Below are 20759 nucleotides of genomic sequence, written 5' to 3'. Positions count from 1 at the left end.
CAACCATGACTGAATCTCGAATCCCTGCGGCCCTCGTGCTTGGCGACGGTCACGTTTACCGCGGCTACGCCTTCGGCGCAGTCGAGCCCGACAGCGACATCGACCCTGTCTACGGGGAAGCCGTGTTTACCACCGGCATGACCGGCTACCAGGAGACCATGACGGATCCCTCGTACCACCGCCAGATCGTGGTGATGACGGCACCGCAGATCGGCAACACCGGCTGGAACGACGAGGACAACGAGTCCCGCGACGGCCGCATCTGGGTCGCCGGCCTGATCGTGCGCGACCTTTCCAAGCGCGTATCGAATTGGCGCGCCGAGCGCTCGCTGGAAGAGGAGATGCGCGCCCAGGGCATCGTGGGCATCTCCGGCATTGATACGCGTAGCGTGGTGCGTCACCTGCGCAACGAGGGGTCTGCGCCAGCGGGCCTGTTCGTGGGCGAGGCGTCGCAAAGCGATGTCCAAGACTTGGTGGCGAAGGTGAACGAACAGCCGACCATGGCTGGGGCCGACCTCTCTGCCCAGGTGAGCACCGATTCGCCCTACACCATTGAGGCGGTAGGGGAGAAGCGCTACACCGTCGTGGCCTACGACATGGGGATCAAGACGGCCACTCCGAACCACCTGGCCCAGCGCGGGGTGGAAACCATCGTTGTGCCGGCGAACACCGCTTACGAGGACATTCTGCAGTACAAGCCGGACGGCGTGTTCATCTCCAACGGTCCGGGCGACCCGGCGACCGCGGACGAGATGGTTGCGATTACCCGGAAGATCATCCACAAGAAGCTGCCGCTGTTTGGCATCTGCTTTGGCAACCAGATCCTCGGACGCGCGCTCGGGCTTGACACCTACAAGCTGAAGTTCGGCCACCGCGGCGTCAACGTCCCGGTGAAGAATCACCTGACCTCCAAGATCGACATCACCAGCCAAAACCACGGCTTCGCGCTCGCCGCCCCCGAGGGCATCGGTGCCGGCGAGACCTTCGACACCGAGTTCGGCCCGGCCGTGATCACCCACACCTGCCTCAACGACGACGTCGTCGAGGGCGTGGCGCTGGAGAACGGGATGGCGTACTCGGTGCAGTTCCACCCGGAGTCGGCCGCCGGCCCGCACGACGCGAACCCGCTTTTCGACCAGTTCATCGCGCTGATGGACGAGCACAGCCCGAACGCAAAGTAACCAGGAAAAACGAAAGTACTAGGGAGTATCACCGATGAAACGAGAAGACATCAACCACGTCCTGGTTATTGGCTCCGGACCGATTGTGATCGGTCAAGCCTGCGAGTTTGACTACTCGGGCACCCAGGCGTGCCGCGTCCTCAAGGAAGAGGGGCTGCGGGTCACCCTAATTAACTCGAACCCGGCAACCATCATGACGGACCCGGAATTTGCCGACCACACCTACGTCGAGCCGATCGAGCCGCACTACATCGACATGATTCTGGAGAAGGAGGCGGAGCAGGGCAACCCTGTCGACGCCATCCTGGCAACGCTTGGCGGCCAGACCGCGCTGAACGCCGCGATCCAGCTGGATCGCCAGGGCATCCTGGCTAAGCACGGGGTCGAGCTCATCGGCGCGAACATCGACGCCATCGAGCGCGGCGAGGACCGCCAGAAGTTCAAGGACATCGTGGAAAAGATCGGCGGCGAGTCCGCCCGTTCCCGTGTCTGCTACACCATGGACGAGGTCCACGAGACGGTCGAAGAGCTCGGCCTGCCGGTCGTCGTGCGCCCGTCGTTTACCATGGGCGGGCTGGGCTCCGGCCTGGCCTTTACGATGGAGGACCTCGACCGCATCGCCGGCGGCGGTCTGGAGGCCAGCCCCGAGGCGAACGTGCTCATCGAGGAGTCCATCCTGGGCTGGAAGGAGTTCGAGCTCGAGCTCATGCGCGACGGCGACGACAACGTCGTGGTCATTGCCTCGATCGAAAACGTCGACGCGCTCGGTGTGCACACCGGCGACTCCGTCACCGTGGCCCCCGCACTGACCCTGACGGATCGCGAGTACCAGACCATGCGCGACCAGGGCATCGCCATTATCCGCGAGGTGGGCGTGGACACCGGCGGGTGCAACATCCAGTTCGCGGTCAACCCGGAAGACGGGCGCATCATCACCATTGAGATGAACCCGCGCGTGTCGCGCTCCTCGGCGCTGGCATCGAAGGCCACCGGCTTCCCGATCGCCAAGATCGCCTCCAAGCTGGCGATCGGCTACACGCTCGACGAGATCACCAACGACATCACCGGTGTCACGCCTGCGGCCTTCGAGCCGACGCTGGACTACGTGATTGTGAAGATGCCGCGCTTTGCCTTCGAGAAGTTCCCGGGCAGCGACGACACGCTCGGCACCTCAATGAAGGCGGTTGGCGAGGCCATGGGCATCGGCCGCAACTACATCCAGGGCCTGAACAAGGTCATGCGCTCGATGGAGGACAAGCCGAACGGCTTCTGGACTCGCCCGGACGAGTACTTCGCCGAGGGCCGTGAGAACGACGTGGCCGCAGTGCTCGAGGACCTCAAGGTCCCGACGGACAAGCGCATGTACGACGTCGAGCTCGCCCTGCGCCTCGGCGCCAGCGTCGATGAGGTGCACGAGGCTAGCGGCATCGACCCCTGGTTCCTCGCCGAGCTGCAGGCGCTCGTGGAGTTCCGCCAGCAGCTTCTCGACGCCCCCGTGCTCGACGCCGAACTCCTCCGCGAAGCCAAGGCTTATGGGCTCTCCGACGCCCAGATCGCGGCGCTGCGGCCGGAGCTGGCAGGCGAGGACGGCGTGCGTTCCCTGCGCTGGTCGCTGGGCATCCACCCCGTGTTCAAGACCGTCGATACCTGCGCTGGCGAGTTTGAGGCGCAGACGCCGTACCACTACTCGGCCTACGAGATGGACCCGAATGCCGAGAACGAGGTGGCCGAGACCGGCCGCGAGAAGGTCATCATTTTGGGCTCCGGCCCGAACCGCATTGGCCAGGGCATCGAGTTCGACTACTCCTGCGTCCACGCCGCGCTCGAGCTGTCCCGCATCGGCTACGAGACGGTGATGGTCAACTGCAACCCGGAGACCGTCTCCACCGACTACGACACGGCGGACCGCCTCTACTTCGAACCGCTGACCTTCGAGGATGTCATGGAGATCTACCGCGCCGAGTCCGCCTCGGGCACGGTGGCAGGCGTCATCGTGCAGCTGGGCGGCCAGACCCCGCTGGGCCTGGCGCAGCGGCTTGCCGACGCGGGCGTGCCCGTGGTTGGCACGACCCCGGAAGCGATTGACTCGGCGGAGGATCGCGGCGAGTTCGGCGACGTGCTCGAGGCAGCGAACCTGCCGGCACCGGCCTACGGCACTGCGACCTCGTTTGAGGAGGCACGCGAGGTGGCGGCTGGGATCGGCTACCCGGTGCTGGTGCGCCCGTCTTACGTGCTCGGCGGGCGCGGCATGGAGATCGTCTACGACGAGGCCAGCCTGCACGACTACATCGACCGCGCGACCGAGCTGTCGCCGGACCACCCGGTGCTGGTCGACCGCTTCCTGGATTCCGCGATTGAGATCGACGTCGACGTGCTCTGCGACGGCGAGGAGGTTTACCTCGGCGGCGTGATGGAGCACATCGAGGAGGCCGGTATTCACTCCGGTGACTCCGGTTGTGCCCTGCCGCCGATGACCATTGGCCCGGAGGATATCGCGCAGGTCCGCCGCTCAGCGGAGGCGCTTGCGCACGGCATCGGTGTCAAAGGCCTGATGAACGTCCAGTTCGCGCTGAAGGACGACATCCTCTACGTCATCGAGGCGAACCCGCGTGCCTCCCGCACGGTGCCGTTCGTGTCCAAGGCCACGGGCGTGCACCTGGCGAAGGCCGCCGCCCGCATCATGATGGGTGCCACCCTTGCCGAGCTGCGCGAGGAGGGCCTCATCCCGACCGACTACGACGGCGGGTCCCTGCCGCTCGACCACCCGATCGCGGTGAAGGAGGCGGTACTGCCGTTTACCCGCTTCCGCCGCCCCGACGGCTCGCTGCTCGATACGATCCTTGGGCCTGAGATGAAATCGACGGGCGAGGTGATGGGCCTTGCCCCGTCCTTCGGTGTGGCCTACGCCAAGGCAGAGGTTGCGGCCTTTGGCCCGCTGCCGACGGAGGGCACGGTGTTCGTTTCCGTCGCTAACCGCGACAAGCGCACACTGATCTTCCCGATCCAGCGCCTGTCCACCATGGGCTTCAAGATTGTGGCGACCGCAGGTACCGCGCAGATGCTGCGCCGCAACGGCATTGCCTGCGAGACCGCGCTGAAGGCGTCGGAGGTGCGCGAGGGCGGCGAGGGGACCTCGATCGTCGACCGCATCAGCGAAGGCGAGATCGACCTGATTCTCAACACCCCGGCCGGGTCCTCCGGCGCACGTCACGACGGCTACGACATCCGCGCCGCCGCCGTGGTCGCAGGTGTGCCGATCATGACGACGGTGCAGGGCGTGACCGCGGCCGTGCAGGGCATCGAGGCCATCCGCGGCAATGAGATCACGGTGACCAGCCTGCAGGAGCTGGAGCACGCAGGCGAGGAAGCGAAGGCTTAAGGCCATGGCGCAGAGTGTGGACACCGAGCCCGGCTTCGGACAGCGGCTTGTCGACGCCGGTACGCATCACGGCAGGCTGTGCGTAGGCATCGACCCGCACGCGGGCCTGCTTGAGCAGTGGGGCCTAAGCGACAGCGTGGAGGGACTGCGCGAGTTCTCCCGCATCTGCGTGGAGGCCTTCGCAGGCCACGTCGCGCTGGTCAAACCGCAGGTGGCGTTCTTCGAGCGCTTCGGCTCCCGTGGCTTCGCGGTGCTGGAGGAGACGCTCGCCGCGCTGCGCGAGCGCGACACGCTCGTGGTGGCGGACGCGAAGCGCGGCGATATCGGTTCGACCATGGCCGGCTACGCCGACGCCTGGCTCGCGCCAGGCTCGCCGCTCGAAGCCGACGCGGTAACGCTGACGCCGTACCTCGGCGTCGGCTCGCTCGACCCAGCGATCGAGCTGGCGGCCGCCCACGGCAAGGGTGTGTTCGTCATGTCGGCGAACTCCAACCCGGAGGCGGAGGCCTTCCAGAGCTCGCTGATAGGGGAGCGCACGGTGGCCCAGTACATGGTCGACGGGTGCGCGGCCTACAACGACGGCGCTGGTGTTGGTCACGTTGGCGTCGTGGTTGGGGCGACGGTGCAGAATCCACCCGTGCTCGAGCACCTCAACGCACCGGTCCTCATGCCAGGCGTCGGTGCGCAGGGCGCGACGATGAAGGACGTAGCTCGAATTGCCGGCGCGCAGGCACAGCTGGTGTTTCCGAACGTGTCGCGCTCCGTGTTGAAGGCTGGGCCGGACGTGGATGAACTGCGGAAACAGGCGCGCGACCTGGCAAAATAGGGTTTTTGGCGAGGGCGTTTGCGCTTTTCGCTAAAAAGCCTGGTAGTTTAGTTCCGTCAAAGCGTTGACGTGGCGAAATACCGTGCGGTGCGCGGGATGAGCCGCGGTGCCTTTCCCGGCACGTCATCAACGCGGCGGAATTAACCCAGTGCTACACTTAGCCAGAACTGAGAGTTGCAGCGGTGGTATTTTGGCTGATGTCTTCGGCCTGCTACCGTGTTGCACTCTTGGAACGACGGTTTAGGTAGGACTGGACCGAAACGTACTACTACTTTATGGAGGAACCAGTGGCACTTCCACAGTTGACTGATGAGCAGCGCAAGGCAGCACTTGCAAAGGCAGCCGAGGCACGCAAGCAGCGTGCTGAGCTGAAGGCTTCCCTCAAGCGCGGCGACACCAACCTCAAGGACGTGCTCGCGAAGGCTGAGTCCGACGAGATCATCGGCAAGACCAAGGTCTCCGCACTGCTCGAAGCAATGCCGAAGGTGGGCAAGGTCAAGGCCCGCGAGATCATGGAAGAGCTGGAGATCGCACAGACCCGCCGCCTGCGCGGCCTGGGTGAGCGTCAGCGTCGTGCGCTGCTCGAGCGCTTCGGTTTCTCCGAGGACTAAACCATGACTGAGGTATCGCCGCGAGGCAGGCTGGTCGTGCTGGCCGGCCCCTCCGCTGTAGGTAAGTCGACAGTGGTGCACAGGCTTGTGAGCGATGTCCCTGATCTGTACTTCTCCGTCTCCATGACCACCCGGGCACCGCGCCCGGGTGAGGTCGACGGGGAAGACTACTTCTTTGTCAGTGCTGATGACTTCCAGCGCCGCATTGATGCAGGCGAGATGCTGGAGTGGGCCGACATTCATGGCGGATTGCAGCGCTCCGGTACACCGGCCGGCCCGGTGCAGGAGGCGCTTGACGCGGGCCGTCCCGTGCTGGTGGAAGTAGACCTCGCAGGCGCGCGCAACATTAAGCGGCTGATGCCAGAGGCGTCGACTGTCTTTTTGGCCCCGCCTTCGTGGGAGATTCTGGTGCAGCGTCTCTCCGGCCGAGGCACAGAGACGGAAGAAGTGATCCAGCGTCGTTTGCTTACCGCACGTGAAGAGCTCAACGCACAGCACGAGTTCGACGATGTAGTGGTCAACGATGATGTGGACACCGCCGTCGCGGCTATCGCCAGCATCCTGATGAACAGCACGAACAACGAGACAAACGAGTAGGTTTTAGTGAGCAACATTACTGAGGATCAGTCGCAGGTCACCGCGGATTCGCCGGAGCAGAAGACCTACGACACCCCGCAAGGTATTACCGCGCCCCCGATCGATGAGCTGCTGACGAAGGTGTCGTCCAAGTACGCCCTCGTCATCTTCGCGGCCAAGCGCGCCCGCCAGATCAACAGTTTCTACCAGGACTCCGAGGACGGCGTCTTCGAGTTCGTTGGCCCGCTGGTCACGCCGGAACCCGGCGAGAAGCCGCTTTCGATCGCGCTGCGCGAAATCCAGGCTGGTTTGCTGGAGCACGAAGAAGGCCAGTAAACAGACCGTAGCGTCGTAACGCCCGCCCGCCGTCCCCTCGGCTGGCGGGCGTTGCGCATTGCGTATGCTTGGGTGCCATGAGCGATGTGCAGAAAAGAAGCGTCAAGGCACCTACGGATGAGTCTCGGGGGCGGCGCGTCGTCGTGGGGGTGGCGGGCGGCATCGCGGCCTATAAGGCGTGCCACCTCGTACGGGATTTCAAAGAGGCTGGCGACGACGTCCGCGTGGTGCCCACGCCAAGCGCACTCGAGTTCGTCGGCGCGGCCACTTTCGAGGCGCTGTCTGGCCACCCCGTGGACACGGGCGTGTTCTCGAGGGTGGACGAGGTGCAGCACGTGCGGGTCGGTCAGGAGGCGGACCTGGTGGTCATTGCCCCGGCTACGGCGGATGTGATTGCACGCATCGCCGCAGGTCGTGCGGATGACCTGCTCACCGCCACGGTGCTCGTCGCCACTTGTCCCATCGTGATCGCGCCGGCGATGCACACGGAGATGTGGCTCAATCCGGCCACGCAGGCGAACGTCACCACCCTGCGCGAGCGCGGGATCACTGTGCTTGAGCCCGCGCACGGCCGACTCACGGGGAAGGACACAGGCCCCGGGCGTTTGCTGGAGCCGCATGTGATCGCGGAGATGGCGCGCACAGTGCTCGCCACGGGACCGCTGTCGCAGTCGCTGTCTGGCAAGCGCGTGCTCATCAGCGCCGGCGGCACGCAGGAGAATATCGACCCGGTGCGCTACATCGGCAACCGTTCGTCGGGACGGCAGGGCTTTGCGCTTGCCGACGTCGCCGCGCACAAGGGGGCCAACGTCACCGTCGTCGCCGGAAACACCGAGGAGCTGGAAACGCCCGCGGGTGCCGAGGTGGTGCGGGTGCGTTCCACACGCGAGATGGAGGCAGCGATGCGCGAACGCGCGGCCGAGGCGGACGTGATCATCATGGCCGCTGCGGTCTCCGACTACCGCCCGGAGCACGAGGCAACCTCGAAACTGAAGAAGGGGCAGGCGAACGAGGACCTGGAGACGCTGCACCTGGTGGAGAACCCGGACATTTTGCGCGGCCTGGTTGCAATGCGCGACGCAGGTCAGACGCAGGCACGGATTCTCGGCTTCGCGGCCGAGACCGATCAGCCTTTGGAGCACGGGCAGGCGAAGCTCGCGCGTAAGGGTGCAGATATGCTCATGGTCAACGATGTCTCCGGCGGCAAAGTATTTGGGCAGCCGCGCAACTCCGGTTGGTTGCTCACACGCGACGGCAACGTAGCCGAGGTTGCGGACGGTTCGAAGCACGAGGTTGCGGCACGGATCTGGGACGCGGTGGAGCGCTTCGAGAAGTAACGTTGCGTTTCGGGTGCTTGAGCCTCTGACGCGCTAGTCAGGGTTCTCTTCTGTTGTGCAGGTGCAGTTTTCGCATTCGTTATCGTCGCATGGTTTGTCGGCGAAGTTGTCGCCGTAGTCTTCGAGTTCGCATTGGAGGCGGGCGTTGTCGTCGCGTTTCGGGGTTTGCCTGTCTTTGGAGACCCAGCGTGCGCCGTCGGGTGCGATGAAGTGGATTTCTATGCCGTGGCGCATGATGAGTATTTCTCGGTCGGTGACCATGGAGTGGCACGAGGAGCACAGGGGGATGAGGTTGTCGAGGTCGGTGTGTCCTCCGTTGACCCATTCGTCGATGTGGTGGGCTTGCATGAACATGTCATGGTTGCATCCGGGCATGGCACATTGATGCCCCCACATGCTCATGAGTGCTTCCATTTGGGTTTTGGAGACGAGTCGGCGTTTGCGCCCGTAGTTGATGATCAGTCCGTGGTCGTCGAAAAGCACGCCGCGGGCTTCAGCGTTGGCGGCGACGTTGGCGAGGTTGAAGGCGGGTACGGCCTTGTTGTTGGGAAGATACCCGTTGCCGCTCATACTCATCATGATGTTGACTTGTGCGGCTGGTGCCAGCCGGGTGCTTTTGGCCATGCCGGAGCGTACCAGTTGGACCATGCCCATAAGTGCGTGGAGGAGGAAGCGTTGTGGTGGCAGTCCGAAGCCGGTGTTGAGGATGTCGGCGCCGCTGGTATCGGGTCGGGTGGTGGCTTCTTCTAATGCGGTAGTGAGTTTGGTCTCATCGAACTCTCCTTTTTCGTCGACGTAGTCGCTCATGGAGTTCAGGCCTGCGTGGTAGGCGAGGGCACCTGCTTTGAGTGCGGCTTTGAATTGTGCGCCGTCGACCGCGCTCATGGTGAACCATCCGCGGGTGAGGCGACCGTCTTCGCGTAGGTGGAGGCCTTTGGCTGGTGGCGTGGGGTCGGTGTTGTTGTCTTGTTGGCCGGCGAGTGCTTCTTCGAGTCCGTGGTAGCCGAGTTCGATGGCAAGGTCGACGAGGCGGTGCTCGTTTTCGGAGTGGATGTGTTTGAGCAGGAGTCGTACGGTGGAGTAGTCGATTTTGCCTTTGTGGAAGGCCTCGCACAGGTAGGCGAAGCGCCGGAGTTTGACTGCAACTGCGGTGTATTCGTAGGCGCGGGATTTTTTCATCCTGCAGTAGCGGATCAGCCACACGGGGATGCTTTTGCAGGCGTACTCGCGTTGAATATCACGCTCGCATAGTTGGCTAATCGCGCTAAGTACTTGGGCGTGGTGTTGGCTCAGGGCGGTGTAGTGGCCGATGATTTCTTCTCGGACTTGGGTCGGGGTCTTTGGTGGTGCTTTGGTGTCGGACATTGGCGTGGCTCCCTGGGTTTTTGGTGTGTTGTGGTGTGTGTTCGTCGAATGTGTGCACGCTAACAAATGGGTCTAACATGGCCGTTAAACATTTCGAACATGCCTGATGAGCGCGTATTTCTGCCGGTGCTTGAAGTGTGTTTATCTGGCTCGAACATAGGGCCTTGTTTTCCGCCTCTGCGGAATTAGTCTGGGAGCCTGCTGGACGAGAGGCACCATGGCGAGCTGGCCGTGGCGACCGAGCGTCGGCAAGCATCAGCTCGCCCAAACTTCCGCCCGTGCGGAATTAGTCTGGGAGCTTGCTGGGTGAGAGGGGGGTTGAGGTGCCGTTAACAGTCCGCCTCAGTTTTCCGCCTGTGCGGAATTAGTCTGGCAACTCGCTGCATGAAGCCCAGTTGCTTCGCCATGGCGCTGGCGTCCCCAAAAGCCCAGGTCGTGGCGCAAGCCCGGTATGTACCCAAGCGTTCCGAGAGCCGACATTGCGCATTTAGACCGCTTGGTCTATTGTTGGTGAAGTTCCCGCCGCAACGCGTGCGCGCAGCACCCCGGTGCCTGCCCGTGATTCCGTGTGAGACCAGCGTTGTTGTCTGGTGGTTCCCAGTTGGCGCGGGTGCGTAATACACGTTATTGCTGCATCGAAAGAGGAGACCGTTTTGTCTACTGATCCCTACTACCGCTTGTTCACTAGTGAGTCTGTAACGGAAGGCCACCCGGACAAGATCTGTGACGCGATCTCGGACGCCATCCTGGACGACATGCTGAAGCAGGACCCGGCCTCCCGCGTTGCTGTCGAGACGCTGGTGACCACGGGCCAGGTGCATGTGGTGGGCGAGGTGAAGACGAGCGCGTACTCCAACATCGCCAAGATTGTCCGCGACAAGCTTGTGGGCATTGGCTTTACTTCTTCTGAGGTCGGCTTCGACGGCCGTACGTGCGGCGTCAACATCGCGATCGGCGACCAGTCGGCGGAGATCTCAGACGGTGTCACCACCTCGCAGGAGGTGCGCGAGCACGACTCTGCGGAGGAAAACGACCAAGCAGGTGCGGGTGACCAGGGCCTGATGTTTGGCTACGCCACGAACGAGACCCCGGAGTACATGCCGCTGCCGATCGCCACCGCGCACCGACTGGCCCGCCGCCTGACGGAAGTGCGCAAGATGGGCACGGTCGTGGGCCTGCGCCCGGACGGCAAGACCCAGGTCACCTTCGCGTACGACGGCGACCGTCCGGTTGCCCTTGACACCGTGGTCATCTCTACCCAGCACGACCCGGACTTCCACGGCGAGGCACTGCGCGAGGCGTTGCGCACGCAGGTGCTGGAGTGGGTGATCAAGGACGCGGGCCTCGAGCGCTTCTATACCGACGACACCAAGTTGCTGGTCAACCCCTCTGGGTCCTTTGTGCTTGGCGGTCCGATGGGCGATGCGGGGCTGACCGGTCGCAAGATCATCGTCGATACCTACGGCGGCATGGCCCGCCACGGCGGCGGCGCGTTCTCCGGCAAGGACCCCTCAAAGGTGGACCGTTCTGCCGCGTACGCCATGCGCTGGGTGGCCAAGAACATCGTCGCCGCGGGCCTTGCCGAGCGCGTCGAGGTGCAGGTCGCCTACGCGATCGGCCGCGCGAACCCGGTGGGTCTTTACGTGGAGACCTTCGGCACCGCCGCTGAGGGGCACACCGACGCGTCGATCCAGCAGGCGGTGGACAAGGTCTTTGACCTGCGCCCGGCTGCCATCATCCGCGACCTCGACCTGCTTCGCCCCATCTATGGGCAGACCGCCGCGTACGGCCACTTCGGTCGTACCGACGTGGAGCTGCCGTGGGAGCAGCTCAACAAGGTCGAGGAGCTCAAGGCCGCGACCCAGTAGCCACAACCGGCGGGGCACGGCAGGGGACAGCGCTGCGCTAGAATCTGGCACCATGTCCCAGCCTGCTGCCCGCTTTCCCGTCGCTCGGGTACTGCCGCTGCTTGGCTTGCCGCAGCTCGACCGCCCTTTCGACTACCTGGTCACCGAAGGGGAGTCCGACGCGGCGCAACCGGGGGTGCGGGTGCGGATCCGCTTCGCCGGCAGACTGGTCGACGCAATCGTCCTGGAGCGCACCGCCGCCTCCGCGCACGAGGGCAGCCTCCGCTTCATCGAGCGGGTGATCTCGCCCGAGCAGGTTGCCCCAGAGCAGCTTCGCTCGCTTATCGACGCCTTAGCGCAGCGGTACGCGGGCGTCCGCTCAGACATCTACCGCGCAGCCATCCCTGCGCGCCACGCCAAAGCCGAAGAGACAGATACCTCCACGCCGTGGGCACAGCTCGGCGAGGTTGCGGAGCCCGACTTGTCTGCCTGGAGCAGTTACGAGTTCGGCGAGAGCTTCGTCGACGCGGTGCTCGAGGGCAAGATGGCGCGCGCGGCCTGGCAAGTCGCCCCCGGTGATGATTGGGCGGGCGCGCTTGCGGCCCTGGGCGTCAAGCTTGCGCGCGACGGGGGAGGGGTGCTGATTGTGGTGCCGGATCAGCGTGACGTCGATAGTTGCGAGCGAGCTCTGCGTGAGTTGGTCAGCGCGAAGCAGGTGACCACTCTCACGGCGAGCCAGGGCCCGCAGGCCCGCTACTCACGCTACCTGTCGATTCTGCACGGCCAGGGCCGCATCGTGGTGGGCACCCGCTCGGCGGCTTTCGCACCGGTACGCGACTTGCGGCTGATGGTGCTCATGCACGACGGGGATGCAAACCTGGTGGACCCGCGGGCCCCGTACGTGCACGCGCGCGAGGTGCTCACCACGCGCTCCGCGATGGAGCGAGTCCCGCTCGTGCTTGGCGGATGGGCGCGCACCGCGGAGGCGCAGCTTTTCGTCGAGTCCGGCTGGATGCACGAACTGGTTGCGCCGCGCCCGGTGCTGCGCCAGCTCAGCCCGTACATCCACGCCGCGGGCGATTCCGATATCGCGCTTGAAAGGGATCCGCGGGCGCGGCACGCGCGCCTTCCTTCCGAGGCTTTCATGGCCGCCCGGCGCGCGCTCAAGCGCGGGACACCTGTGCTCTTTCAGGTGCCGCGCACGGGCTATATCCAGTCTTTGGCCTGCGGGCAGTGCCGGACGCCTGCCCGCTGCAGGTGGTGCAACGGCCCGCTCGGCCTGCCGTCCGGCGAGGAAGCTGCGGCCCCGACCTGCAGATGGTGCGGGCGGATGGACCCCGCGCACGTGTGCCCCGCGTGCGGCTCGCGACGGGTGCGAGCCACAGTATTGGGCACCGAGCGCACGGCAGAAGAACTCGGACGGGCATTTGCGCAGTTTCGGGTGCGCACCTCCTGGGGCGACAAGGTACTCGATGCCGTGCCGGGCGAGCCCGCCATTATCGTCGCCACGCCGGGGGCGGAGCCGCCCGCGGAAGGAGGCTACGGCGCGGCGATCCTGCTCGATGTCTGGGCACTGCTGCAGCGCCCGGACTTACGTGCAACTGAGGACACCTTTGCCAAGTGGCTGCAGGCGGCCACCTTGGTGCAACCGCACAGTGCAGGCGGGGAGGTCGTGGTCGTGGCTGACCCCGCACTGCCGGTCGTGCAACACCTCATCCGCTGGGACGCGGCAGGGCATGCGGCGTTAGAGCTGGCGCACCGCAGGGACGCGCGCTTTCCACCGGCGGTGCACATTGCCGTCGTGGATGCGCCCCGGCACGCGCTCGAGGACTTCTTCGCGCATGTGGAGCTGCCCGAGCATGCAGAGGTACTGGGTCCTGTCGACCTGCCCGCCGGGGTCACACTCCCGGGCGAGTGGGATGTGCCCAGGTACGGCGAAGCGCAGCGGATGCTCGTGCGCTCGCCGCTGCGCGGACGTACCGAGCTCGGCCGGGCGTTGCGGGCGGGTGCGGTGCACCGGGCTGCGCGCAAGCAGACGCTGCCGTTGCGTATCCAAGTCAACCCCATTGACGTGGGGTAGTCCTTGCAGTGTGCTTGAGGGGTGGGACAGTACACTTGGCAGACATGACTGCGCTGAGTTTGCGCCTTTTTGGCGACCCAATACTCAAGACGGCTGCGCGCCCTGTCGAGGAGTTCGGCGAGGGGCTGCGACGCACCGCCGCGGAGATGCTGGACATTATGGATGCCTCCGGCGGGGTGGGACTCGCCGCCAACCAGGTTGGCCTAGGCATACGGTTGTTTGTCTACGATTGCAACGGCATGCGCGGCCACCTGGTCAACCCGGTGTGGCACCAGGTGGGAGAGGAGACGCAGACTGGCGTCGAGGGTTGCCTTTCCGTTCCGGGCGTGCAGGGCACGATCACCCGCGCAGCCAATGTCCTGGCAACCGGGAATGACGTCCAGGGTCGACCCGTGACAATCGCTGCCTCGGGGCTGCTTGCGCGGTGCATCCAGCACGAGACGGATCACCTGGACGGAGTCATGTTTATGCAGCGGATGGAACGCGAGGAGCGGAAGGCGGCGATGGCCGCGATTCACGCTTCCGAATGGTGGAAGGAGAACTAGATGCGAGTTGTATTCGCCGGTACCCCGGAGCCCGCAGTGGTGGCGCTGCAGCGGCTCATTGATTCCGAGCACGAGGTGGTGGCGGTGCTGACCCGCCCCGATGCCCGTCGCGGGCGGGGCAGGACGCTGCACCCCTCGCCAGTCAAGGCCTTGGCCCAGGAGCACGGCATCGAGGTGCTCACGCCCGAGTCGCTGCGCGAGAACGAAGAAGTGCGCGCGCGGCTGGCAGCGCTCGCCCCGGAGGCGATCCCCGTGGTGGCTTACGGCAACTTGATTCCCAAGGACATGTTGGAGCTCGCCCCGCACGGGTGGGTCAACCTGCACTTTTCGCTGCTGCCAAGGTGGCGTGGCGCAGCCCCGGTGCAGGCCGCGATCCGGGAGGGCGATGCGACAACCGGCGCGACGACGTTCCGGATAGACGAGGGCTTGGATACCGGCGAGGTGCTCGCCACGCTCACCGAGGACATCGCGGCCGATGACACCGCAGATTCGCTGCTGACCCGCCTTGCCTACGCGGGCGCGGACCTGCTGGTAGAAACGATGACCGGGCTGGAAAACGGCACGCTCGCGCCAACCCCGCAGGAGGGCGAGGCCAGCTACGCGCCGAAGCTCACCACTGACAACGCGCGCATTGACTGGCACGCGGCGGCAGATCAGATCGACCGGGCCGTGCGCTCCCACACCCCCGGCCCGGGCGCGTGGACGACCTGGGACGGCCAGCGCGTCAAGGTGGGCCCGGTCAAGGTCGGCGAGACGGACTCGCTCGAACCCGGGCACGTGAGCGTCGAGAAGAACGAGGTGCGCGTGGGTACCGGGACCCAGGACGTGATCCTGACCACGGTGCAGCCGCCGGGGAAGAAGATGATGGCTGCGGCGGACTGGGGCCGCGGCTTGCAGCAGGACGTGGTATCGCAAGGAGTGGTGTTTGAGTGAGTGGCGGATTTCGTTCCCGTGCCGCGGGTAGGCGTGAGCCGAAGAAGACCGCGCCGGCGGCGCGTAGGCGCGCACCGAAGCAGCAGCGGCAAGTAGCGATCAACGACCCGGCCCGCGAGGCGGCGCTGGAGGTGCTGCACCGCGTGGCAACGGACGGGGCCTACGCGAACCTGGTGCTGCCTGGTCTTTTGCGCGAGCGGCGCATCACCGGCCGCGACGCGGCCTTTGCCACCGAGCTGACCTACGGTGCGCTGCGCACCCAGGGTGTGCTCGATGCGGTGATCGCGGCGAATTCCTCCCGCGAGTTGGACAAGATCGACCCGTGGGTGCTCGCCGCCCTGCGCCTTGGCACGTACCAGCTGCTGTACACGCGCGTCTCGCCGCACGCCGCGGTGGATACTACCGTGCGCCTCGTGGAGGCTGCGGGCCAGGGCAAGGCGAAGGGCTTTGCCAACGGCATCTTGCGCACCATTGGGCGCTCGACGCGCCAGCAGTGGTTCGACCGGCTCATGCCCTCGGACGCACTCGACGCGCTCGCCTTCGAGCACGCGCACCCGGCGTGGATCGCGCGCTCTTTCCACACCGCGCTGGGTGCCCAGGCCGGCGAGCTGGCTGCCGCGCTCGAGGCTGATTCGGCTCGCCCCGGTGTGCACCTGGTTGCGCGCCCCGGAGAGCTCAGCGCAGAGGAGCTCGCCCTGGCCGTCGGCGGCGAGCAGGGACGTTACTCGCCCTACGCCGTCTACCTCGAGGAGGGGGATCCGGGTGAGCTTGCGCCGGTGCGCGAGGGGCTCGCCGCGGTGCAGGACGAGGGTTCGCAGCTCATCGCGCGCGCCGTCGCCGAGGTGTCGGTCGACGACGATCAAGGCCGTTGGCTTGACCTCTGTGCTGGTCCCGGCGGCAAGGCTGCGCTCATCGGCGCACTCGCGCGTATCGACGGCGCCACCGTCGATGCGGTCGAGCCCAGCAAACACCGCGCGGACCTGGTGCGCAAGGCGGTGAAGGGCCTGCCGGTCAACGTCCACACGGTGGACGGTCGCGACCCTGGCCTGAATCCCGGCTACGACCGCGTGCTGGTCGATGCCCCGTGCTCGGGGCTCGGTGCTTTGCGACGCCGCCCGGAAGCCCGCTGGACCAAGCAGGAAAGCGACATCGACGAGCTGGTTCCGCTGCAGAAGGCGCTGCTGGCCTCCGCGATCTCACTTACCCGTGCCGGCGGTGTCGTGATCTACTCGACCTGCTCGCCCGATGTGCGCGAGACACGCGGAGTGGTCGACGACGCGCTTGGGCGCGGCGAGGTCGAAGAGCTCGATGCGAGCCCGTACGCCTGCGGCATGACCGAAACCGGCGAGGCGCGCAGCGTGCAGATGTGGCCGCACCGCCACGGCACCGACGCAATGTTCTTCGCGGTGCTGCGGAAGAAGTAGGCTTAGCACCATGATCTACATCGCCCCATCAATTCTCGCCGCAGACTACGCAAACCTGGGCAACGACGTGCGCAAAGTGCCCAACGCGGACTTGATCCACGTGGACATCATGGATGGTCACTTCGTGCCCAACCTCTCCTTCGGCCCCGACGTGACTAAGGCCGTCGACGGTGTCACGGACCAGTTTCTGGACATGCACCTGATGATCGAAGACCCGGAGCGCTGGTTTCCCACCTACGTTCAGGCAGGCGGGGACCGCATGATCTTCCATGTGGAGGCAACCAGGGACCACGTGGCGGCTGGCCGGCAGTGCCGCGAGCTCGGCGTCCAGTCGGGCTTTGCGGTCAAGCCGGGCACTCCGATCGAGCCCTACCTGGACTCGGTGGGCGAGTTTGACCAGGTCATGGTGATGAGCGTGGAGCCCGGCTTCGGTGGGCAGAAGTTCATGCCGGAGGTGCTTGGCAAGGTCATGGCGTTGCGTGACCACATCAAAGCCGAGGGGCTCGACACGATCATTGGTATCGACGGCGGCATCGCGAACGCGACGATCGCGCAGGCGGCGGAGGCCGGCGTTGACGCCTTTGTTGCGGGCTCCGCGGTTTTCGGTGCGGATAACCCGGCCGAGGCGGTTGAGCGCCTGCGCGAGCTCGCCCAAGAGGCTCGCGGCGGTGCCAACTGAGTAACGTACGGGCCCATCCAGCCGCGGTAGAGGCAGGCATTGCCGCGGCGATTTCCGCGGGCGAGTCAGTGCGGGGCACGACGTCGCCGAACCCGCCAGTCGGCTGCGCGATTATCGACGCCTCAGGTCACCTCATTGCCGTAGGTGCCACCTCGCCCGCCGGCGGCGCGCACGCTGAGGTCAACGCCTTGGCAGCAGCCGGTGAGCGGGCACAGGGCGCGGTCGCGATCGTGACCCTCGAGCCCTGCGCGCACACAGGGCGCACCGGTCCGTGCACGCACGCGTTGATACAGGCGGGCGTAGCGCAGGTCATCTACCTCACCAAAGACCCAAACCCCGAAGCTGCTGGGGGCGCGCAAGTGCTCCGGCGCGCGGGGGTGCAGGTGGCGTACGAGCCGCGGGAGGTGGTAGCGCTGGGGGCGTGGTGGGCGTCGATAAGCATGCAGCGGCCTGCGGTGACCTGGAAGTACGCGGCGACCCTTGATGGGTTTACCGCTGCGGCCGATGGGACGAGCAAGTGGATTACTGGCGAGGCGGCGCGTGCGCACGTACATCGTGATCGGGCGCGGCGCGACGCGATCATCGTGGGTACCGGCACCGCACTCGCGGACGACCCGCAGCTCACCGCGCGCCGCCCGGACGGCGAGCTGTACTCAACCCAGCCGGAGCGCGTGGTGGTGGGCACCCGCGAGATCACCGGCAACCTCGCGCGCCTCGGCTTTACGCAGTACCCGGACCCGGAGAGCGCGCTGGCGGCGCTGTGGGAGCGCGGGGCGCGCGACGTGCTCGTTGAAGGCGGCGCGTCTCTTGCGCTCAGCTTCGTGAACGCGGGACTCGTCGACCGCATCCAGGCGTATGTTGCCCCGGCGCTGCTCGGTGCCGGGCGCGGGGTGCTCGGCGGGCCGCTAGCCACGACGATGAGTCAGGCACAGCGCTTCCGCGTCGAGCGCGTGATACAGCTGGGTGAAGACGTGCTCATCGAGATGGCACGAAAAGATTTGCTTGAACAGGATAAGTAGGCAGGATACGCAGTGTTTACCGGACTGATTGAAGAAGTCGGCACGATCGAGGCCGTGGAACTGGGCGAAACAGATGCACGCGTGTGTATCCGCGCGCCGAAGGTGACCGAGGATGCGCGCAACGGCGACTCGATTGCTGTCGACGGGGTGTGCTTGACTGTGACCGGGCTGCCGGAGGCACTCGAAGACGGGCAGCCGCGGCCCGAGCGCTTTTGGGCCGACGTGATGCCGGAGACGATGCGGCGGACCCGGCTCGGGCTGGCGAACCAGGGCACGTCGCTGGAAGGAGTGCGGGTGAACCTGGAGCGGGCGCTGAAGGTGGGCGACCGGTTAGGTGGGCACATCGTGCAGGGCCACGTGGACGGCGTGGCCGAGCTGCTTTCGCGCACGCCGGGGCCGCGTTGGGACGTGCTGCGGTTTAGCCTGCCAGAGGGCCTGCGCCGCTACGTGGTGGAGAAGGGCTCGATTGCGGTCAACGGCACGTCGCTGACCGTCTCTGCGGTGGGAGACGACTTCTTCGAGGTTTCGCTGATTCCCACCACGCTTGCAGAAACCACCGCGGGCGAGCTGCGCGTCGGCGAGCCGGTGAACCTGGAGGTCGACCAGGTAGCCAAGTACGTGGAGAATATGGTGCGGGCTAAGGTAAACGACTATGAGTAACGGTTCCCGCTTGGATGCTGTCGAGGACGCCATCGCCGCCATTGCCCGCGGCGAAGCGGTGGTTGTGGTGGATAATGAGGATCGGGAAAACGAGGGCGACCTGATCTTCGCCGCCGAAGCCGCCACCCCAGAGCTCGTGGCGTTTATGGTGCGCTACACCTCCGGCTACATCTGCGTCGCTCTGGAAAACGAAGACGCCGACCGGCTCAATCTGCCGCCGATGGTGGCGCGCAACCAGGACGCCCGCGGCACCGCCTATACCGTGACGGTGGACGCGGCGACCGGCACGACCGGCATTTCCGCGACCTCGCGTGCCGAGACGCTACGCCGACTCGCCAGCGCTGAGACCACCGTGAACGACTTCACCCGCCCGGGGCACGTGGTGCCGCTGCGCGCCCGGCCCGGCGGCGTGCTCGCCCGCGACGGGCACACCGAGGCCAGCGTGGATCTCGCTCGGATGGCGGGGCTGCGTCCGGCCGGTGCGCTGTGCGAGATCGTCTCCGAGCAGGACCCAACGGATATGGCCCGCTTCGACGAGTTGCGCGAATTCGCCGACACCCACGGCCTGGTGATGATCTCGATTGACCAGCTCATTGCGTATCGACGCCGCCACGAACGCTTTGTCTCCCGCGTCACCGAGACACGCCTGCCCACCGAGTTCGGCGAGTTCCACGCCGTGGGCTACCGCAACGACATCGACGGCACCGAGCACGTCGCACTCGTCGCTGGTGATCCCGCGCAGCTCGCCGGTGCCGACGACGTGCTCGTGCGCGTGCACTCCGAGTGCCTGACCGGCGACGCGTTTGCGTCGGCTCGCTGCGATTGCGGCCCGCAGCTGCACGAGTCCATGCGCCGCATCCACGAGGCTGGCCGCGGCGTGGTGGTCTACGTCCGTGGACACGAGGGCCGTGGGATCGGCCTGCTGGCCAAGCTGCAGGCCTACGCGCTACAGGACCAGGGCCTTGACACGGTGGATGCAAACTTAGAGCAGGGGCTGCCTATCGACGCCCGCGAGTACTCAGTCGCCGGCCAAATCCTCGCCGACCTGGGCATCGAATCCATGCAGCTGCTGTCCAACAACCCGGACAAGGTCCACGCACTCAGCGGGTTCGGCCCACAGGTTGCCGGCCGCACCCGGATTGAGATCGTGCCCTCGCACGACAACATCGGCTACCTTCGCACCAAGCGCGACCGGATGGGCCATGACCTGCCGGGCGTTGCGCAGTGGTTGGATGCACACACGCCGGATGCCGGTGGCGGTGCGCCTTCGGCAGGCTGATTGCACGTATTCTAGAAAGACGCCCGTCTCTAGAAGCGACGACTCGAATGGAGTGGAAAACTTATGGCTTCCTCTGGTGAGCCGGAACCGTATTCGCCGCAGGCTGAAGGCCTGACGGTGGCAATTGTGTCCACGCGCTGGAATGCGCGGATCGTCGATACCCTGCGCGAGCGTGCGCTGGCCACGGCACGCGAGCTCGGCGCGAAGGCCGACGAGTACTTGGTGGATGGCGCGATGGAGCTGCCCGTGGTGGTGCAGGCCTGCGGCCGCCGCTACGACGCTGTGGTGGCGCTCGGCTGTGTGATCCGCGGCAAGACGCCGCACTTCGAAGTCGTCTGTGACTCGGTGACCAGCGGGCTTACCCGCGTTGCCCTCGACGAGGGCACGCCCGTGGGCAACGGTGTGCTCACCGTAGAAGATGAAGACCAGGCCTACGAGCGGTCCGGTGGTGAGGACGCCAAGGAGGACAAGGGCGAGGCCGCTGTTCGCGCGGCGCTCGGCGCGGCGGTAGAGCTGGGAAAGGTGCGCGCGCTGCGCGCCCGTGACTAGGATCCCAAGGTAATTGACGGTAGCGCAGGCTCGACGTGCGGGCCGCGGGAAGGAAAGGACGTTCGCGTGACAGGGGAGACAGGGTCCACTGGCGGTTCCGGGGCAACGGGGGAGGCAAACGACGCGCAGCATG

The 20759-nt window shown here is 65.8% G+C and carries 18 protein-coding genes; 17 read left to right on the top strand and 1 reads right to left on the bottom strand.

All coding sequences use genetic code 11. The features are described from left to right. The first annotated feature begins 5 nt into the window (after nt 1–5). The 7 genes from carA (at nt 6) to coaBC (ending at nt 8246) form a co-directional block, all read left to right on the top strand. Nucleotides 6–1181: a glutamine-hydrolyzing carbamoyl-phosphate synthase small subunit gene (gene carA / locus CIMIT_RS06650; protein WP_038590819.1), complete on the top strand. Its 1176-nt coding sequence runs from the start codon at nt 6–8 to the stop codon at nt 1179–1181. A 34-nt stretch (nt 1182–1215) separates the two neighbouring features. Further along, a complete protein-coding gene (gene carB, locus CIMIT_RS06645) occupies nt 1216–4560 on the top strand; it encodes a carbamoyl-phosphate synthase large subunit (RefSeq protein WP_038590814.1) in 3345 nt (1114 codons plus the stop codon). Between the two features lie 4 nt (nt 4561–4564). After that, on the top strand, nt 4565–5386 hold the full coding sequence (gene pyrF, locus CIMIT_RS06640) for an orotidine-5'-phosphate decarboxylase (RefSeq protein WP_038590811.1): 822 nt from the start codon (nt 4565–4567) through the stop codon (nt 5384–5386). 287 nt (nt 5387–5673) lie between these two features. Continuing rightward, nucleotides 5674–5997 carry an integration host factor, actinobacterial type gene (gene mihF, locus CIMIT_RS06635; protein WP_038590808.1) on the top strand — a complete coding sequence of 108 codons (324 nt, stop codon included), beginning with the start codon at nt 5674–5676 and terminating at the stop codon, nt 5995–5997. Between the two features lie 3 nt (nt 5998–6000). After that, nucleotides 6001–6594, top strand: coding sequence for a guanylate kinase (gene gmk / locus CIMIT_RS06630; RefSeq protein WP_038590805.1), 594 nt, complete (start codon nt 6001–6003; stop codon nt 6592–6594). Between the two features lie 15 nt (nt 6595–6609). Then, nucleotides 6610–6909, top strand: coding sequence for a DNA-directed RNA polymerase subunit omega (gene rpoZ / locus CIMIT_RS06625; RefSeq protein ID WP_095066809.1), 300 nt, complete (start codon nt 6610–6612; stop codon nt 6907–6909). Nucleotides 6910–6986: 77 nt separating this feature from the next. Then, nucleotides 6987–8246, top strand: a complete 1260-nt coding sequence (gene coaBC, locus CIMIT_RS06620; protein ID WP_051904857.1) for a bifunctional phosphopantothenoylcysteine decarboxylase/phosphopantothenate--cysteine ligase CoaBC — start codon at nt 6987–6989, stop codon at nt 8244–8246. A 33-nt stretch (nt 8247–8279) separates the two neighbouring features. Here coaBC and CIMIT_RS06615 read toward each other — a convergent pair whose 3' ends face one another. Beyond that, the gene (locus CIMIT_RS06615) at nt 8280–9611 is read right to left on the bottom strand and encodes an HNH endonuclease signature motif containing protein (RefSeq protein ID WP_084674292.1); all 1332 of its coding nucleotides are present in this window, start codon (nt 9609–9611) and stop codon (nt 8280–8282) included. Between the two features lie 653 nt (nt 9612–10264). Between CIMIT_RS06615 and metK the strand changes: the two genes are divergently transcribed. The 10 genes from metK (at nt 10265) to ribH (ending at nt 20626) form a co-directional block, all read left to right on the top strand. Beyond that, nucleotides 10265–11479 carry a methionine adenosyltransferase gene (metK, locus tag CIMIT_RS06610; protein ID WP_038590788.1) on the top strand — a complete coding sequence of 405 codons (1215 nt, stop codon included), beginning with the start codon at nt 10265–10267 and terminating at the stop codon, nt 11477–11479. Nucleotides 11480–11531: 52 nt separating this feature from the next. Then, nucleotides 11532–13538, top strand: coding sequence for a primosomal protein N' (locus CIMIT_RS06605; protein ID WP_038590785.1), 2007 nt, complete (start codon nt 11532–11534; stop codon nt 13536–13538). Between the two features lie 44 nt (nt 13539–13582). Next, complete coding sequence (def, locus tag CIMIT_RS06600) at nt 13583–14083, top strand: peptide deformylase (protein ID WP_038590782.1); 501 nt, start codon at nt 13583–13585, stop codon at nt 14081–14083. Continuing rightward, nucleotides 14084–15016: a methionyl-tRNA formyltransferase gene (gene fmt / locus CIMIT_RS06595; RefSeq protein ID WP_038590779.1), complete on the top strand. Its 933-nt coding sequence runs from the start codon at nt 14084–14086 to the stop codon at nt 15014–15016. It abuts the gene before it with no gap. After that, on the top strand, nt 15013–16440 hold the full coding sequence (locus CIMIT_RS06590; RefSeq protein WP_038590776.1) for an RsmB/NOP family class I SAM-dependent RNA methyltransferase: 1428 nt from the start codon (nt 15013–15015) through the stop codon (nt 16438–16440). The genes fmt and CIMIT_RS06590 overlap by 4 nt, the downstream gene beginning before the upstream one ends. A 10-nt stretch (nt 16441–16450) precedes the next feature. After that, entirely contained in the window at nt 16451–17119 is a 669-nt protein-coding gene (gene rpe / locus CIMIT_RS06585) for a ribulose-phosphate 3-epimerase (RefSeq protein ID WP_038590773.1), read from the top strand. Further along, on the top strand, nt 17116–18138 hold the full coding sequence (gene ribD / locus CIMIT_RS06580; protein ID WP_038590770.1) for a bifunctional diaminohydroxyphosphoribosylaminopyrimidine deaminase/5-amino-6-(5-phosphoribosylamino)uracil reductase RibD: 1023 nt from the start codon (nt 17116–17118) through the stop codon (nt 18136–18138). Before rpe ends, ribD begins: the two co-directional genes overlap by 4 nt. A gap of 12 nt (nt 18139–18150) precedes the next feature. Then, complete coding sequence (locus CIMIT_RS06575) at nt 18151–18798, top strand: riboflavin synthase (protein ID WP_038590767.1); 648 nt, start codon at nt 18151–18153, stop codon at nt 18796–18798. Next, entirely contained in the window at nt 18791–20077 is a 1287-nt protein-coding gene (locus CIMIT_RS06570) for a bifunctional 3,4-dihydroxy-2-butanone-4-phosphate synthase/GTP cyclohydrolase II (protein WP_038590764.1), read from the top strand. Before CIMIT_RS06575 ends, CIMIT_RS06570 begins: the two co-directional genes overlap by 8 nt. Before the next feature lie 63 nt (nt 20078–20140). Further along, a complete protein-coding gene (ribH, locus tag CIMIT_RS06565; RefSeq protein ID WP_038590761.1) occupies nt 20141–20626 on the top strand; it encodes a 6,7-dimethyl-8-ribityllumazine synthase in 486 nt (161 codons plus the stop codon). The last annotated feature ends 133 nt before the right edge of the window (nt 20627–20759 follow it).

The sequence above is a fragment of the Corynebacterium imitans genome, assembly GCF_000739455.1.
In the GTDB taxonomy this organism is placed as follows: Bacteria; Actinomycetota; Actinomycetes; order Mycobacteriales; family Mycobacteriaceae; genus Corynebacterium; species Corynebacterium imitans.
The sequence above is the reverse complement of the archived record's forward strand: the minus strand, read 5'-3'. Positions and strand labels throughout refer to the sequence as shown.

Bases quoted from the DNA above. Each gene is read 5' to 3' on its own strand.
- carA (WP_038590819.1), top strand. From the start codon at position 6: ATGACTGAATCTCGAATCCCTGCGGCCCTCGTGCTTGGCGACGGTCAC.
- carB (WP_038590814.1), top strand. From the start codon at position 1,216: ATGAAACGAGAAGACATCAACCACGTCCTGGTTATTGGCTCCGGACCG.
- pyrF (WP_038590811.1), top strand. From the start codon at position 4,565: ATGGCGCAGAGTGTGGACACCGAGCCCGGCTTCGGACAGCGGCTTGTC.
- gmk (WP_038590805.1), top strand. From the start codon at position 6,001: ATGACTGAGGTATCGCCGCGAGGCAGGCTGGTCGTGCTGGCCGGCCCC.
- coaBC (WP_051904857.1), top strand. From the start codon at position 6,987: ATGAGCGATGTGCAGAAAAGAAGCGTCAAGGCACCTACGGATGAGTCT.
- CIMIT_RS06615 (WP_084674292.1), bottom strand. From the start codon at position 9,611: ATGTCCGACACCAAAGCACCACCAAAGACCCCGACCCAAGTCCGAGAA.
- CIMIT_RS06605 (WP_038590785.1), top strand. From the start codon at position 11,532: ATGTCCCAGCCTGCTGCCCGCTTTCCCGTCGCTCGGGTACTGCCGCTG.
- def (WP_038590782.1), top strand. From the start codon at position 13,583: ATGACTGCGCTGAGTTTGCGCCTTTTTGGCGACCCAATACTCAAGACG.
- fmt (WP_038590779.1), top strand. From the start codon at position 14,084: ATGCGAGTTGTATTCGCCGGTACCCCGGAGCCCGCAGTGGTGGCGCTG.
- rpe (WP_038590773.1), top strand. From the start codon at position 16,451: ATGATCTACATCGCCCCATCAATTCTCGCCGCAGACTACGCAAACCTG.
- CIMIT_RS06570 (WP_038590764.1), top strand. From the start codon at position 18,791: ATGAGTAACGGTTCCCGCTTGGATGCTGTCGAGGACGCCATCGCCGCC.
- ribH (WP_038590761.1), top strand. From the start codon at position 20,141: ATGGCTTCCTCTGGTGAGCCGGAACCGTATTCGCCGCAGGCTGAAGGC.